This is a genomic window from Treponema sp. OMZ 803 (assembly GCF_024181165.1).
In the GTDB taxonomy this organism is placed as follows: domain Bacteria; phylum Spirochaetota; class Spirochaetia; order Treponematales; family Treponemataceae; genus Treponema.
In genome coordinates this window covers 2,084,583-2,098,841 of record NZ_CP051195.1, presented here as the reverse complement: position 1 = coordinate 2,098,841, position 14,259 = coordinate 2,084,583, and the positions used below count along the sequence as shown (strand labels likewise).

General features: G+C 47.5%; 13 protein-coding genes. 12 read left to right on the top strand and 1 reads right to left on the bottom strand.

The window, feature by feature from the left end:
• Nucleotides 1-13 precede the first annotated feature (13 nt).
• The 6 genes from ABH09_RS09550 to ABH09_RS09525 all read left to right on the top strand — a co-directional run bounded on the left by ABH09_RS09550 (nt 14) and on the right by ABH09_RS09525 (nt 5,837).
• A complete protein-coding gene (locus ABH09_RS09550; RefSeq protein ID WP_162664091.1) occupies nt 14-532 on the top strand; it encodes an OmpH/Skp family outer membrane protein in 519 nt (172 codons plus the stop codon).
• Between the two features lies 1 nt (nt 533).
• The gene (gene mutS, locus ABH09_RS09545; protein WP_253714211.1) at nt 534-3,179 is read left to right on the top strand and encodes a DNA mismatch repair protein MutS; all 2,646 of its coding nucleotides are present in this window, start codon (nt 534-536) and stop codon (nt 3,177-3,179) included.
• 63 nt (nt 3,180-3,242) lie between these two features.
• Nucleotides 3,243-3,413, top strand: a complete 171-nt coding sequence (locus tag ABH09_RS09540; RefSeq protein ID WP_162664089.1) for a DUF362 domain-containing protein — start codon at nt 3,243-3,245, stop codon at nt 3,411-3,413.
• A 95-nt stretch (nt 3,414-3,508) separates the two neighbouring features.
• On the top strand, nt 3,509-3,913 hold the full coding sequence (locus tag ABH09_RS09535; RefSeq protein ID WP_162664088.1) for a hypothetical protein: 405 nt from the start codon (nt 3,509-3,511) through the stop codon (nt 3,911-3,913).
• Nucleotides 3,914-3,924: 11 nt separating this feature from the next.
• Nucleotides 3,925-4,857 (top strand): LysM peptidoglycan-binding domain-containing M23 family metallopeptidase, encoded by a 933-nt coding sequence (locus ABH09_RS09530; protein ID WP_162664087.1) that lies wholly within the window; start codon nt 3,925-3,927, stop codon nt 4,855-4,857.
• A gap of 80 nt (nt 4,858-4,937) precedes the next feature.
• Nucleotides 4,938-5,837 (top strand): hypothetical protein, encoded by a 900-nt coding sequence (locus ABH09_RS09525; RefSeq protein ID WP_253714210.1) that lies wholly within the window; start codon nt 4,938-4,940, stop codon nt 5,835-5,837.
• 140 nt (nt 5,838-5,977) lie between these two features.
• On the opposite strand, the gene ABH09_RS09520 is transcribed toward ABH09_RS09525, so the two are convergent.
• The gene (locus ABH09_RS09520; RefSeq protein ID WP_253714209.1) at nt 5,978-6,631 is read right to left on the bottom strand and encodes a DUF2715 domain-containing protein; all 654 of its coding nucleotides are present in this window, start codon (nt 6,629-6,631) and stop codon (nt 5,978-5,980) included.
• A gap of 40 nt (nt 6,632-6,671) precedes the next feature.
• Between ABH09_RS09520 and ABH09_RS09515 the strand changes: the two genes are divergently transcribed.
• The 6 genes from ABH09_RS09515 to thiI all read left to right on the top strand — a co-directional run bounded on the left by ABH09_RS09515 (nt 6,672) and on the right by thiI (nt 14,259).
• Nucleotides 6,672-6,809 (top strand): hypothetical protein, encoded by a 138-nt coding sequence (locus tag ABH09_RS09515; protein ID WP_253714208.1) that lies wholly within the window; start codon nt 6,672-6,674, stop codon nt 6,807-6,809.
• Between the two features lie 86 nt (nt 6,810-6,895).
• A complete protein-coding gene (locus ABH09_RS09510; protein WP_253714207.1) occupies nt 6,896-9,385 on the top strand; it encodes a hypothetical protein in 2,490 nt (829 codons plus the stop codon).
• An 8-nt stretch (nt 9,386-9,393) separates the two neighbouring features.
• Nucleotides 9,394-10,422, top strand: coding sequence for a glycosyltransferase family 2 protein (locus ABH09_RS09505; RefSeq protein ID WP_253714206.1), 1,029 nt, complete (start codon nt 9,394-9,396; stop codon nt 10,420-10,422).
• Between the two features lie 149 nt (nt 10,423-10,571).
• Nucleotides 10,572-11,609, top strand: a complete 1,038-nt coding sequence (asnA, locus tag ABH09_RS09500) for an aspartate--ammonia ligase (protein WP_253714205.1) — start codon at nt 10,572-10,574, stop codon at nt 11,607-11,609.
• Between the two features lie 35 nt (nt 11,610-11,644).
• Nucleotides 11,645-12,985 (top strand): hexokinase family protein, encoded by a 1,341-nt coding sequence (locus ABH09_RS09495; RefSeq protein ID WP_253714204.1) that lies wholly within the window; start codon nt 11,645-11,647, stop codon nt 12,983-12,985.
• A 98-nt stretch (nt 12,986-13,083) separates the two neighbouring features.
• A complete protein-coding gene (thiI, locus tag ABH09_RS09490) occupies nt 13,084-14,259 on the top strand; it encodes a tRNA uracil 4-sulfurtransferase ThiI (RefSeq protein ID WP_253714203.1) in 1,176 nt (391 codons plus the stop codon).

Below are 14,259 nucleotides of genomic sequence, written 5' to 3'. Positions count from 1 at the left end.
GAGGAGTAAATAGATGAAAAAATATGCTTTTATATTATTCTGTCTTGTGGCGGGTGCCGTTGCATTATCGGCACAGCAGATAACCCGTTTTGCAGTGGTCGATACTTCCCGTATTTACTCTACTTTTTTGCGGGATTCCCGTTCCGTTCGTGACTATCAGGCAAAACAGGTAAAGTATCAGGCTGAAATACAGCGGATGTCCGATGAAATTATCGCGCTTCGCCAAAAAAAAGTAGATGCGGAAGCAATCGGAAAATCCGATGCCGTTCAAAAATACCAGGCCGAAATCGACGCAAAGACAAGTTTTTTGCTTGAATATTCTAAGGCGTGTAATGATGAGTTGGCGATGTTGCGGAAAAGCTTGGTAAGCGATGATGTGTTTTATTCCCGCCTTTATGCCGCGATTAAAAAAGTGGCAGAGAGTCAAGGCTATACGATGGTACTGAACTTACAACAGGGTGAAGCGATTATCTGGTATAGTCCGACTGTCGATATTACGGAAACTGTTATCCGAGAACTCAGTTCGAATTGATATGACAAAGCCGGCGTCTATCACCCCGATGATGCAGCAGTATCTCTCAATCAAGGCACAGTATAGAGATGCTGTTCTCTTTTTTCGCTTAGGCGATTTTTATGAGATGTTCAATGACGATGCGATCGAGGTGAGTAAACTGCTGAACCTAACGCTGACACAGCGGACGGGAAGTCCTATGTGCGGCATTCCGTATCATGCTTCGCGTATTTATATTGCGCGTTTGCTGCGTGCCGGAAAAAAAATTGCGATTTGTGAACAGGTCTCCGATGTCGTACCCGGCGAACTTACCGAGCGAAAAATTGTAGAAGTGATTACCCCCGGCACCGCTACGGGGGAGGATTTTCTTGAACAAGGGCAAAATAATTATCTGGCTGCCGTTTACTGTACACCGAAAGAAATTACCTACGGTACTGTTACGGATGTGTTTATCGGTTTTGCGTATCTTGACGTCAGTACGGGGGAGTTTTTTGCTACTTCATTTCCGCGTGCCGATTTTGCAGAGCAATTCAAGAAAGAGCTTGGCCGTGTACAGCCGCGGGAAATCCTTATTCAAATATCGCTTGCCGATTCGGTACCGGCTTTAAAAACATTGTGCGGAGAGTATCCGCAGATGCTGCAAAACCTCTATCCCGACTGGCATTTTTCCGCTTCGTCCGCCGAAAAGAGGCTTTGTGCGTGCTTTGGTACCGAAAACCTTAAATCCTTTTCCTTAACGTCCGCTTCTCCCGAATTACCGCCGGCAGGACTGCTGCTCCAGTATTTGGATCAAACGACAGGAGCTGCTCTGCCCCATATTACAGGTATAAAGGTATACCGCGATTCCGATTTTGTGATGATGGACGATGCAACGCGCAAAAACCTTGAGCTACTGCAGAACCTGCACGATAATACGGATTCTTTTACCTTGTTTGAAACCGTCAATTATACAAAGACGGCGATGGGGACGCGCCTTTTGCGGCACTGGCTCTACCATCCGCTCAGAACTGCCGCAGAAATAAACGCACGGCTTGATAAAACGGCTCTACTTTTTCGCAATGAAAAGGCGCTCGCTGCCGTGCGGAACATACTCGCTGCAGTGCTTGATATACACAGGCTTACCGGCAGGGTAGCAATGCAGCGGGCACATGGAAAGGATCTGCTGGGGATTAAGCAAAGCCTTAAAGCCTGCATCGAGCTTGCCCGGCTGAGTAAAAGCAATAGCCTCTTTTTTTTACAGCTGCCGCAAAAGTTGAGCGATGATATGGAGCGGATCTATACGCTTCTGGATAATAGCATCGCCGAAGATTGTCCGATTGTCCTTGCCGAAGGCGGACTGATTAAGCAGGGTTGGTCAAAAAAACTGGATGAGCTGCGCGATACGCGGGATAACGCCAATAAGCTTTTAGAAAACTATTTGGAAAAAGAGCGGGAAAAATCGGGGATTAAAAACTTAAAAATCAAGTATAACCGGTTAAGCGGCTATTTCCTTGAGGTAACCCGCGGCAGCCTGAAAACGGCAGAAATTCCTCAGCATTTTATTAAACGGCGCTCACTGACAACGGCCGATCGCTTTACAACTGAGGCTTTAAGTAAGCTTGAAACGAAGCTGAACGATGTCGGCGAAAATATTATCACGTGCGAAAAAGAGCTGTTTTTTGCAGTACATACGGAAGTATACAATCGAATTGAGCTTTTGCATCTCCTTGCAAAAGAAATCGCGGAATTAGATGTGCTGCAATCTTTTGCATACACGGCAGCGCTCCATGCATGGGTAAAACCGGAATTTTCCGCCGACGGCCTCTTGGATATCCGCGATGGTCGGCACCCTGTTGTAGAAAATCATCTGCCGACGGGCGAATTCGTGCCGAACAGTATACGGCTTTCTTCTTCCCCCGTTTCGGATATTCCCTCTTTTGCGCTCATTACCGGCCCCAATATGGCGGGTAAAAGTACCTTTTTGCGGCAAACGGCGCTCATTACACTGCTTGCACAGATAGGATCCTTTGTGCCGGCGGAAAAAGCACTGCTCACTCCCGTCGACTGTATTTTTTGTCGTGTCGGTGCAAGCGATAACCTCGCCCGCGGGGAATCCACCTTCCTTGTTGAAATGACCGAAACCGCATACATCCTGCGGAATGCTTCGGTCAACAGTCTTGTTATCATGGACGAAATCGGAAGAGGGACTTCGACGGGAGACGGATTTTCAATCGCGCGGGCGGTGAGCGAATACCTTTTGCATACGATCGGGGCAAAAACGCTCTTTGCAACCCATTACCATGAATTAGCGCAGCTCACCCATCCGCGGCTGCAAAAGCTTTGTTTGGATGTATTGGAAACCGAAGGAAAAATCGTATTCCTAAAGAAGGTTATCGAAGGGATCGCAGCCCATTCATACGGGGTACACGTTGCGGAACTTGCCGGGCTGCCGGAAACGGTCATACGGCGGGCGACGGAGCTGCTGAACGCACAGGTGCCCGGTACTACCATACTTACGGACTTTACCGTGCCGGAGAAGAAGATAACGAGTCCGGAAAAGAATCTCTTTAGTGATGAAGAAATGGTTATAAACGAAATCCTTTCTACAAACGCCGACGAAATCACACCGCTTCAAGCGCTGCAAATGATTACCCGTTGGAAAAAAACACTCTTTGCCGGGTGCTCCTGATGCTTGCATTTTTCGGCCATTCTGATTATGATACGGGCATCACACATATCAAGGAGTATGATTATGGCTTATAAGATCTCCGATGCTTGCGTCAATTGCGGTGCATGCGAGGGCGAATGCCCCGTAGGCGCTATCAGTGAAGCGGATGGAGCACGGGTTATCGATGCTGATGCTTGCATCAGCTGCGGTGCATGTGCCGGCGTTTGTCCTACGGAAGCAATTTCCGAAGGATAACGGTTTAGGTTTCTTGGCGGCAGTTCTGGAACCGCTCTCAACGGTTCGGTATGCACAGGCTGCCGCTATTATGTTGATTACAAAAGGTTTTAAGCGTGAAAGAGTATTTTCACAAAATAGCGGCCGGTTATAAGTCCCTATTTTTGAAGGTGTGTGTATTCGGTTTACTTTTAGGAGGCTGCCTCCTCTTTAGTTTCTGTATTGTCTATCCGCTCTGGCTGTTGGCAACTCGGTACACACAAACGTATACCGCTATCAGTCTTTTGCTTTTTTCCGCGCTTCTGTTGTTTTTTATTGTTAAGCGCAGTATAAAAAGCTATAAAGCCCATCCGCGAAGATTCCTCTATTCGCTCATAAAAAAGCTCATTCTCTTCGGAGGATTGATCCTCTTCTTTGTCTTTATTTTTGCTTATCATCGTATTTTGGCCTTTTCGGTGCTTATCCTCTCGTTTATATTATACGGATTCGTAGCTTTCGGGTTTTCGGAAGACCGGATATAGCGCTCTCGGCGATGAAAGAATTTCCACTCTGCTGTGTACTTATTTTTTTTATTTCTATTGCTGCGGTTGCCGAAAACGCTGAACTGCCGCTGATACCGGAGCTGTCTCCGCAAAATCATATTTTTCAGCAATATAGCGATGATGTCCTCTATGCACGGAAAGCGCTTGCCGCAGGGAAAACCGCTCGCGAATTACCCCTGCAATTTTATCGCTATAGAGCACGAAAAGAGGATACCGTTATCCGAATCGCTGCCCGATGCAGTATTCCGTATGATGCATTGATCACCTTAAACGGTATCGAATCCGTTAAAACCGATATTTCAGGCAAGATGTTCTTGCTGCCGACTTTACCGGCGCTCTATCTCCCCGAAAAAGCGGTTTCCGATATAGAAAAATTGACCGAAGCGCTGAGTAAAAAGCTTAAAACCGAATCTTTTTCCATTACGCTCCCTTCCGCTGCAAATCCCGAGAAAAAGATACGGGTAGAATGTTTTCCGAATGCGATGCTTGACAGCACCGTGCGCAGCTTCTTTTTTGTTCCGTTCTATCGGTTTCCGTTGCAGCATGCTGTTGTTACGTCAGACTTCGGTATGCGGAAAAGCCCTTTTACCGGAAAATCAACCTACCATGCAGGCATTGATCTTGCCGCCCCAACCGGAAGCCCTGTCTATGCATGCGCCTCAGGTACGATTATTGAAATTGCATACAGCAATATCTACGGTAATTATATCTTGCTGCGCCATGACGACGGCAGGGAAAGTTTGTACGGGCACTTAAGCAAGGTTCGCGCCCGCTTGTATGAAAAGGTAAAATCAGGTATAGTAATAGGGTATGTCGGTTCTACCGGTCTTTCCACAGGGCCTCATCTGCACTTTGAGGTACGTGAGCAAGGAAAGGCAAAGAATCCGTCCCTTTTCATTGATACAAAGAAAGCAAAGTCATGAAGCAGCTCTTGTGTATAACATCATATTTTTTCTTTTTTGCCGTTTCTTTTTTTTACGCTGACAGTTTTAGGATCAGCAATATGCATTCGTATGTCTTTGACAGGGATGCATTTGCCCCCGTATCGCTTACCATCGGTTATAATGATGCGGTTTCGTTTGCGGTTAAAAGCGATTTTTTGTTTTTGGAAGGGATAGAACTTGAAATAAAGCAGGATAAGACAAGTATGAATTATCCTAATTCCATTGCCTATACGGTATATACCGATATAAAACCGGAACCTTCAAAGAAATATGTCGACTATTCTGCAAAAAAAATCAGTACGGCATTGCTTCCGAATAGGTTTTCGCATATCCTGAGGATTCCGTTAAAAAAAGACTATACTTTTAAGCACATAAAGAATAGCGAACTCTTACCGTATACAGGCAGAATTGGTGTAAGTCCTATTATGCTGCGGCTGAATCCTGTTATGAAAGGCTTGCCTGACGATTTTGAGCAAGCCTCTTTTACGGTTATTATTCGCCCCCTTCTGATCGCTGAAGGTGGTTTAAAGCTGAAGCTTCAATTTCCCGAAAAGGAACAGAAACCTGTTACCGTACAGTTGAATAACGAATATCTCACGCAGTTCGAAAATTTGCAGCTGTTATTGCCGGGGACGTATTCGGTAAGTATCAGTTCGGATGCGTACCGAACTGAAATGCGCTCCTGTATTGTCGAGCGGGGAAAAATAACGCAGTTGGAAGTTCAGTTGAAATCTATTACGCCGTTACTGCACATACAAGCACCCGAAAACACGGCAGTGTTTCTTGATAATCAAGAGATAGGGCTTTCAAAAGAGCCACTGCCGGTTACCGTAGGTATGCATACCGTCGTCTTTAAGATGGGCAGCTATGAACTAACCCGTCAAATTACCGTTGAGGAAGGAAAGACCTACGAAATGACGATGACGATGGATGTCCTCTTGCAGGAAATTGCCAATTAACATTGAAATACATTAAGGTTTAGTACCTCAAAGCCGATATATAGAGTATCGGCCGGTTAGTTCCCCTCCCACCCATTAACCGGCCGATAGCCAGACGGCGGGCCGGTTCTTTAACCGGCTTTTTTTTTGTGCACCCGCTTTTAAAATACTAATCTTATTCCTGCTTTGATATTTAACGAATTGGCAATCTTGCCGGATACGTCTGTATCTTTTATTGACTGAGTGGAACTAATTTGGGTTTCCGTGTATACGGGTGCATATAAAGTATCTGATACGCCGCCGTAAATACCTATCATTTTGGTAAACATATAGGAAATATTCAAATCGACGCCGCCTCCGATATTGGCTTGCGATTTAGAAAGTGGTTTGTTGTATCCGCTTCCGCCGATGCCGAGTCCTGCGCCGAGCCTCAGATCAAAATTCTTTGAGGGGTGGAATACATAGAAAAATCCGAACTGGCTGTCGATTGCATAGGTTACGCCTGCCGGACTTCTGGTCCCTTCATAGTGAGTTTGGTATGACTCCTTACCCCAATAGTATCTCCCAAAAGCAAAGTTTGCGCTTACGTATACTCCGAAATTTTTGACGAATTCGGCACCAAACAGAACATTCAGACCGCCGGTATGGGTTTGCCATGATCTATGTCCGCTGCCAAAATGGAAGCTATTGGAAGGCTCGTGGCTGCTGAAGTAGGTATAGACCGGGCCGAGTTCAAGGTTCATCTTTACGTTAGCGGAAAGAAAACCTACCGAAAATACGGTGAGTAAACAAAGAATACAAATTCTTTTCTTCATATCTTATAATCCTCCTAAAAGGTATAAAGTTAGCGCAAGTATGGCATTTTTACCGGTTTCGGTCAATGAAACGACAGGGGGTAAATACACCGAAATCGCTATTATGGAAAGCGGCTGTCTCGGCATGATTGTAATTAGTATTTGTGTTTTTATCGAGGACGGTGTATACTACATTTAAAAAAAAGGGTAAAGTGTGATTACCTAAAAAGATAGCATGTTGAATTCTATGATAAATACAAAAGGGGATATACGAGGAGGTAGGATATGAAAAAGCAGTATGTGAACTCTGTCAGTATTCTTTTGGCAATGCTGTGCCTTGCGTTTACGGCATGTAATGGTATGCTTACCGGCGGAGATACCGGCACGGTACGGGTTGTTATTGGAGGCGGAACTGCCCGTTCTGTTGATGGAAAAGGCCTCCCTGCGCTTAATGAGAAGAACACCGTTATCACCATTACGGATGAAGAGGGAACTGCACTAGCACGGGAAACAACATCGGTTACGGTTACGCTCCCTATCGGTACAAAAATTACCGTAAAAGCGGTTGTTACAACAGCGGCAGGAGAGTGGCACGGTTCCGAGAAGCACACTGTTACGGCAGGGGATAATTTCATTGCCGTAAAGCTATCTAAAACGCTGAAAGTTGCCGCCAATCTGCTGTTTTCTATTACCGGGAAAGATTCTTTAGGGAGTAATATCGTATCCTTGAGCACGCAAAACGGTACAAAACTGCTCGATGGAATTCTTATCGGCACAAAACCGCGCACTGCACGCGATCGTATCGGTAGACTATATGTTCTCTATGACGATATTTCTTCCGCCCGCCATCTTAAACGCTTTGATGTGGAGGGAAATGAGGATGCCGGATTTGAAGCTGCTCTTACTACTGTACTGGCAGCTGCCGGTGTTGCTATCGGTAATATTGATAATATCGCAATTGATCAGGACGATAACTATATCTTTTTGTTTAAACAGAAGACCGTCTATTGCTTCAAGGAGAAAGATGATCATTCGTTTAAATCTTTTGGAGAGGATGACTTCCTGCTGTCATCCACAGAGGCTCGCGCCGTCGCGGTAGATCATGAAGTACTGTTTGCTGTGTGTGATCAGACTTTGTTTGCCGGTGAGTTTGAATTTGTAAATCTCCCCACTCCGGGCAATAATAAGACTTTAAAATTTAAATCGGCTACACCAGCGAGGCAGAACTTAGATAAACTTCGATCGAATTTCGCCTTCGGAAATGATCTTCCCGATTGTACCGGGCTTTTTGCCGACGATGACGGCGTGTACTGTCTGCTTACTCAGCGGAAAGAGGAAGCAGGAAAAAAGTATGCGCTTGGGCAGCTCGTTCGCTATGAATATTCCGGCAGCGCGCTTACCAAGAAAACTGAGATAGGACTTAATCCTGCTGCTCCAACTGCAGACCCCATCGCCTTTAATGCACAGTATTTTTCTAACCCCATCGGTTTTATCGGCTATGACGAAGACAATATCTACATAGCGGATGACGGTGTAAATATCGAGTATCTGAACGAAAATTGGCGGATTAACGGGAATAAAAACCGCATTGCCGCATTCAACCGCGGAAACGATAGTCTGTCTTTCAGTGACTCTGGTGCAACATGGTTTACAGAGCACGCCGTCTATAAAAAGCCCAATACAAAGATACTGCTGTGGGAAAAGCAAAGCCCTGCCATGGTTCTTTCCCCCATGAACTATTGGATAAGCACAGACGGAACGGAAGCATTTTCCGCTACGAATAAGCTTTTTGAAGACTCCGTGCAGCCTACCGACGTGTTCTGCTACGATCAGGACGGCAATCTGTATATTTTGTGGAAAGGTAGTTCTGGTTACAATGTTAGACGGTTTGCGCTGAAAGAAGACGGTACATATAATAAGCCTGGTGTAGATTTGACTTTGACATCCTATACTGTTCCTACGATTGCCGTTGATGTTTCCGACGGAAAAAATTATTTATATTATGTGTATGAGGATGGTTCAAATAAGCACATACAAAGATATAGCTGGAATAGTACTTCATTTGATACGGCAACACTTGATTCAACGTATGGCGTGCATATTAATTCGCAGGACATTTTCTTTACCGCGCTTGCCGCAAACAAAGACGGAGTATTCGTCGGCACAAGGGCAATGAACATAGCTCCTGCCGGTTATACATTATCGGTAAAGAAATATGCCAAGCAGGACGGAGCCGATAAAGGAACGATCGATGTCGGGGCATTCCAACCGACTCCTACCGAACCTGATTCTCCCTATCCTCCGTATACGAAAATTATGAGCGCTATTAACGACTTACAGATTCTCGACGGTGTGTTGTATGCCATCACTTCAAAAGAAGAGTACGGTATGAAAAAAACTAGTTTCGGTTACAAAGCCGATACCTTTAAAAACAGCGGCAAGCTGTATAAAATCGGCAGCACGAAGGATGGATTCTCCGGCAGTGCCGTCGAATTGGCTAAAAAGGATCCTGTAGATACGGCAGGGAATGAAGTCGGCTACGGCTTTTATCGCTTTATTGCCGTAAAATACGACGAAGCCGAGCGGATTAGGCTCATCATCGCCTCGGACGGTGCATGGGGTAAGGATGGAACTGTTATTTCCCCTAAACAGCCTTACTGTAAAAATGCCGACAAGGTATTGGAGTACGATTTGAAAGGCAGTTTACAAGGCGAACAGAATTCGGGCGGAAGCTTTTCTAAGGTGTTACAAGAATCCGGCTTTGAGTGGAATTAAATCGTAGGATGAGTTTTATTTCTCGAGCCGCGCGCTTCGGGCGAGCGGCTCGGCATAAGCCGCTTGTAAGCCTTTGCGTTCCCGTATACGGGACGGAGGGGCTTATTGGACGGTTTTTTGAAAGTGTGTTACGGCAGGCTGATGCACCGCCTTTTGAAACCATTATTGTAAATGACGGCAGCCCCGGCGCAAAGGAACTGCGGGGTATTGTTAAAACATATACAAAGCGGTTTAAGGAGCGGGGGCTGCCGCTCGTGTTTTTGGAACACAGTAAAAACCTCGGTACGCTCGAAGCGCGCCGGACGGCGGTAAATGCGGCATCGGGCGAATACCTCGCCTTTGCCGATCCGGACGATGAGCTTCCGCCTAATGCTCTCCGTATATTGTACGATGCAGCCGCTACGTCGGGTGCCGATATTGTACACGGCAAGGCTGCGGTGTGCGGTATGGAAGGAGAACCGGACGCGCGTGTTGCAGCCTTTGCTCAAAGGGCGCAGAATGTGTACGATGGTGTTTTAACCGGCGATGAAATCCTCCGCACATATATCGTTGAACGCTCATACAGCAGTTTCGTATGGGGCAAGCTTTTTAAAACCGATCTTGTTCAAAAAGCGTACGGCGAAATTCCGTTTACCTATTGTACAATGGCGGAAGATATGCTGCTCTATTTTTTTATTGCCTTGACTGCATCGAAATCTGTCGGCGTATTAGAGGACGGGTATACCGAAAAAGCGCATACATACGCCGGCATACGGGATGTTGTGTATCACTACCGTATCAACACCGGCGTTACTTCCCGCCGTACAATCGCCTGCCTTTCCGAATGGCAAAAGGTATGCTCCGTTGCTTCGGTTTTTACCATCATCCTTTCATATTTAGATGAGCATCCCGCTGTTGACGGCGGTATCCGCGAAGCCATACAGGATTTAGGCCGCGCTCACTATGCCGATAACCTCAAGCAGCTGGAAGCCTGTGTGGTTCCTTCATTACAAAGAGAGGCGCGGGCTATGCTGGATGAGTGGTGGGGGCTCGCATAGGCGCGGACTTATGCGCTCTTGGTACCGGATGCCATCTATCCCTATTAGGCTGGCATATTTCATTGATACGGATGTACCCTTGTTTTTTCCCCGGAAAAAGGATAAATTGACGTATTCCCCGTAAAAATCATTGAGGAAAGTCAGAGTTTATGCCGCATCTTTATATCCCCGAACACTATCGGCCGGTTTTAACCGGTAAAGAAACGGAACAGGCTATCGTCCGTATCAAAAACTTTTTTCAGCTCACCTTATCGACCCGTTTGAACTTAACCCGTGTTACAGCGCCGCTCTTTGTTCCCAGAGGAAAGGGCTTGAACGATGATCTGAACGGTACGGAGCGGGCAGTGCGTTTTCCGGTAAAGGATATGAACGAGCAGGAACTTGAGATTGTACACTCGCTTGCAAAGTGGAAGCGTGTTAAAATAGCGGAAATGGGATTACAGTCCGGCTTCGGTATTTATACCGATATGAATGCGATCCGAGCTGATGAGGAACTTGATAATATCCATTCGCTGTATGTCGATCAGTGGGATTGGGAGCTCGCGATGGAGGAGTCCGACCGAACGCTCGATTTTTTGAAGGCAACCGTAGAAAAAATATACGATTGCTTAAAGTGTACCGAGTTTTTCATCTATGATAATTATTCTGCGATAGAGCCTATCTTGCCGAAGCATATCACCTTTATCCATGCGGAAGATCTCTATGCGCAGTATCCCAATCTTTCCGGAAAGGAACGGGAACGGAAGTGCGCCCGGCAGTACGGTGCTGTCTTTTTAATCGGTATCGGCGCTCCGCTCAAAAACGGAGAACCGCATGACGGTAGGGCGCCCGACTATGACGACTGGATTACCGAAACCGGCAGCGGACGGCACGGATTAAACGGAGACTTGTTGGTGTGGAATCCCGTGTTAGATGATGTGCTTGAGCTCTCTTCAATGGGGATCAGGGTAAGTCCTCAAACGATGAGGGAACAGCTTGCCGCCCGCAACTGCATGGAACGGGCATCGCTGTTTTTTCATACCAAGCTGCTGAACGGAGAACTGCCTCAAACCATCGGCGGGGGGATCGGGCAGTCGCGGCTCTGTATGTTCTTCTTGCGGAAAGCCCATATCGGTGAAACGCAGGTTTCGGTATGGCCTGATGATATGCGGGCGCAGTGCGCGGGACGGAGTATTCTACTATTATAGAATATTTGTGAATGAATTTATCGGGAGGCATTACAATGGACATTCGGCATTCGGTTGCTGCGTTTTTCGGGCGGCATAATTTTGATGCGGAAGGCCCCACGGTCAATACGGTTATCGATACGCTGCTGTATGATATGGAAGAAGGACTGAAACGGGATCCGAGCATTCCCGTCGGTACGGGGCCGGCTCTGGATATGATTCCTACGTGGTTTATGCCGCCTCAGCAGCCGCCCAAGAATACTTCGGTTATCGTTATCGATGCGGGCGGAACCAATTTCCGGTCATGCTTGGTTACCTTTGACGAAAACAGCATCCCGTCCATCAGTCAGCTTGAGCGGAAGCCGATGCCGGCAACCGATCGGGAATACTCCAAAGCGGAATTTTTTGACACCATCGCCTCTTATTTAGACCATCTGAAAAACGCTGCGGATTCTATTGCTTTTTGCTTTTCGTATGCGATGAAAATTACTCCGGCAGGCGACGGCGAAGTGCTGCAATTCTCTAAGGAAATCAAAGCGCCCGAGGTAATCGGCTCATTGGTCGGCCAAAATCTGGAGGCGGCGCTGATGCAGCGGGGCTGGAATAAGCTGAAACGCATTGTGCTGTTAAACGATACGGTTGCGGCGCTCCTCGCAGGGGCGTCGACTGCTGTCGGCGGGAAAAAATACGATTCGTATGTAGGCTTTATCCTCGGAACCGGAATGAACGCTGCGTATATCGAATATCAGAATATTCCGAAAATTGCGTCGAACAGCGCCGGTACGGTCGCCTTGCCTGCGCAGATTGTCGTCTGCGAGTCGGGCAAGTCGAACAAACAGCCGCGCAGCGATTTTGATGAAGCATTTGCAAAAAAGACCGACCAGCCGCTGATGTTTTGGTTTGAGAAAATGTGCTCGGGCGCTTACCTCGGCTCGGTTGCTTCGGTGATGATACGGGCCGCCGCTGCGGATAACCTTTTTTCCTTCGGTGTTAAAAAAGCGTTTGCTTCCATTGCCGACCTTCCGCTCATCGATGTAAACCGCTTTTTGCAAGCGCCGTATTCCGATCAAACCCCACTCGGACAGCTGTTAACCGGCGGCACGGAGGAAGACCGCGAGGTTCTCTACCGGATATTGGATGCGCTGATTATGCGCACGGCACGGCTCGCTGCGGGGAATATCGCGGCGGCTGTCATTAAAACAGGCAAGGGAAAAAATCCTGCGCTGCCGGTTTGTATCCTTGCGGAGGGTACAACGTTTTTAAAAACGTACCGGTTGCATGATGCCGTCATTGCGTACCTCTATCGGGCGCTGACGCAAGAGCGAGGCATTTATTTTGATGTGGTGTCCCTCGAGCATGCAATTACGTTCGGCACCGCTATCGCGGGCACGATTTAACAATGTAGCGCACCTCTATTTCGAAGGATGCGAAGCAAATCTAACCGAGTTTTTAGAGGTGTGCTGTAACAATGTAACGGAGGTTTAACGAGACTCACATGGCGGAGCTTTTTTATCTGGCAAAAATCGGAGAAATCAATCTTAAAAAAGGGAACCTAAAGGATTTTGAGCGGCGGCTTGCGCAAAACTTCAGAAGCTATTTTGACGGAGCGGCGCCGAACGTACAGGTGCGCGCCGGGCGGATGTATGTACGGGCTGACGAGGCCTTGCAGCCGCGGGTAGAAGCGGCTCTAAATCACCTTTTCGGCATTACAAGCTGGGCGCAGGCAAAACCGGCGGATAAAACGCTCGAAGCCATTTCCGAAACGGCTGTTACCGAAGCCAAAGCGCTGCAGGCGCAAGGTGCACGCACCTTTAAAATTGAAGCCCGCCGCGCCGATAAGCAATTTCCCCTCACGTCGTATGACATTGCGCGGGAAGTAGGCGGAACTATCCATACGGCGGGGATTTTAACCGTCGATGTGCATAACCCCGATGCGGTTATCAGCATCGAGGTACGCGAAAAGCAAGCGTTCATTTACGGCGTAGAGCATACCGGCAGGAGAGGCCTCCCCTGCGGCTGTTCGGGACGGGCGCTGCTGCTGCTCTCGGGCGGAATCGACTCCCCCGTTGCCGGATACAAAATGCTCTTCCGCGGTATGAAAGTCGATTACGTGTATTTTCATTCCCATCCGTATACGTCGCCGGAAGCTCAGCAAAAGGTAGAAACCTTAGCAGGTATTTTAGCCCGTTACGGGCTTGGCGGGTACCTTACCGTCGTGTCGTTTACCAAGGTGCAGCAGCACCTCAAGCGGACGGTGCCGGAACCCTATTTGACGCTCCTGCTCCGTATGTGTATGATGCACACGGCCGAAATGCTGGCTGAAAAGGTTAATGCGCAGTGCTTGGTTACGGGAGAGAGTCTCGCGCAGGTGGCAAGCCAAACAATCGAAAACCTTACGATTACCGACAGCTGTGCAAAACTCCCGATCCTGCGTCCGCTTATCGGCATGGATAAGGAAGAAATCATACGGTATGCAGTTGATATCGGTACCTATCAAACTTCCATACTGCCGTATGAAGATTGCTGTGTACTGTTTTCTCCCAAACATCCGGTACTGCATACACGGCAGAAAGATGCCGAAGATATCTATGCGCGTATAGACATAGAGCCGCTGCTTATGGAAGCCTTTGAGCAGCGTGAAACAAAAAAAATAGAATGGACTTTGCCGTAA

Bases quoted from the DNA above. Each gene is read 5' to 3' on its own strand.
- ABH09_RS09525 (WP_253714210.1), top strand. From the start codon at position 4,938: ATGCATTCGTATGTCTTTGACAGGGATGCATTTGCCCCCGTATCGCTT.
- ABH09_RS09540 (WP_162664089.1), top strand. From the start codon at position 3,243: ATGGCTTATAAGATCTCCGATGCTTGCGTCAATTGCGGTGCATGCGAG.
- ABH09_RS09495 (WP_253714204.1), top strand. From the start codon at position 11,645: ATGGACATTCGGCATTCGGTTGCTGCGTTTTTCGGGCGGCATAATTTT.
- ABH09_RS09530 (WP_162664087.1), top strand. From the start codon at position 3,925: ATGAAAGAATTTCCACTCTGCTGTGTACTTATTTTTTTTATTTCTATT.
- thiI (WP_253714203.1), top strand. From the start codon at position 13,084: ATGGCGGAGCTTTTTTATCTGGCAAAAATCGGAGAAATCAATCTTAAA.
- ABH09_RS09510 (WP_253714207.1), top strand. From the start codon at position 6,896: ATGAAAAAGCAGTATGTGAACTCTGTCAGTATTCTTTTGGCAATGCTG.
- ABH09_RS09520 (WP_253714209.1), bottom strand. From the start codon at position 6,631: ATGAAGAAAAGAATTTGTATTCTTTGTTTACTCACCGTATTTTCGGTA.
- ABH09_RS09515 (WP_253714208.1), top strand. From the start codon at position 6,672: ATGGCATTTTTACCGGTTTCGGTCAATGAAACGACAGGGGGTAAATAC.
- asnA (WP_253714205.1), top strand. From the start codon at position 10,572: ATGCCGCATCTTTATATCCCCGAACACTATCGGCCGGTTTTAACCGGT.
- ABH09_RS09505 (WP_253714206.1), top strand. From the start codon at position 9,394: ATGAGTTTTATTTCTCGAGCCGCGCGCTTCGGGCGAGCGGCTCGGCAT.
- mutS (WP_253714211.1), top strand. From the start codon at position 534: ATGACAAAGCCGGCGTCTATCACCCCGATGATGCAGCAGTATCTCTCA.
- ABH09_RS09550 (WP_162664091.1), top strand. From the start codon at position 14: ATGAAAAAATATGCTTTTATATTATTCTGTCTTGTGGCGGGTGCCGTT.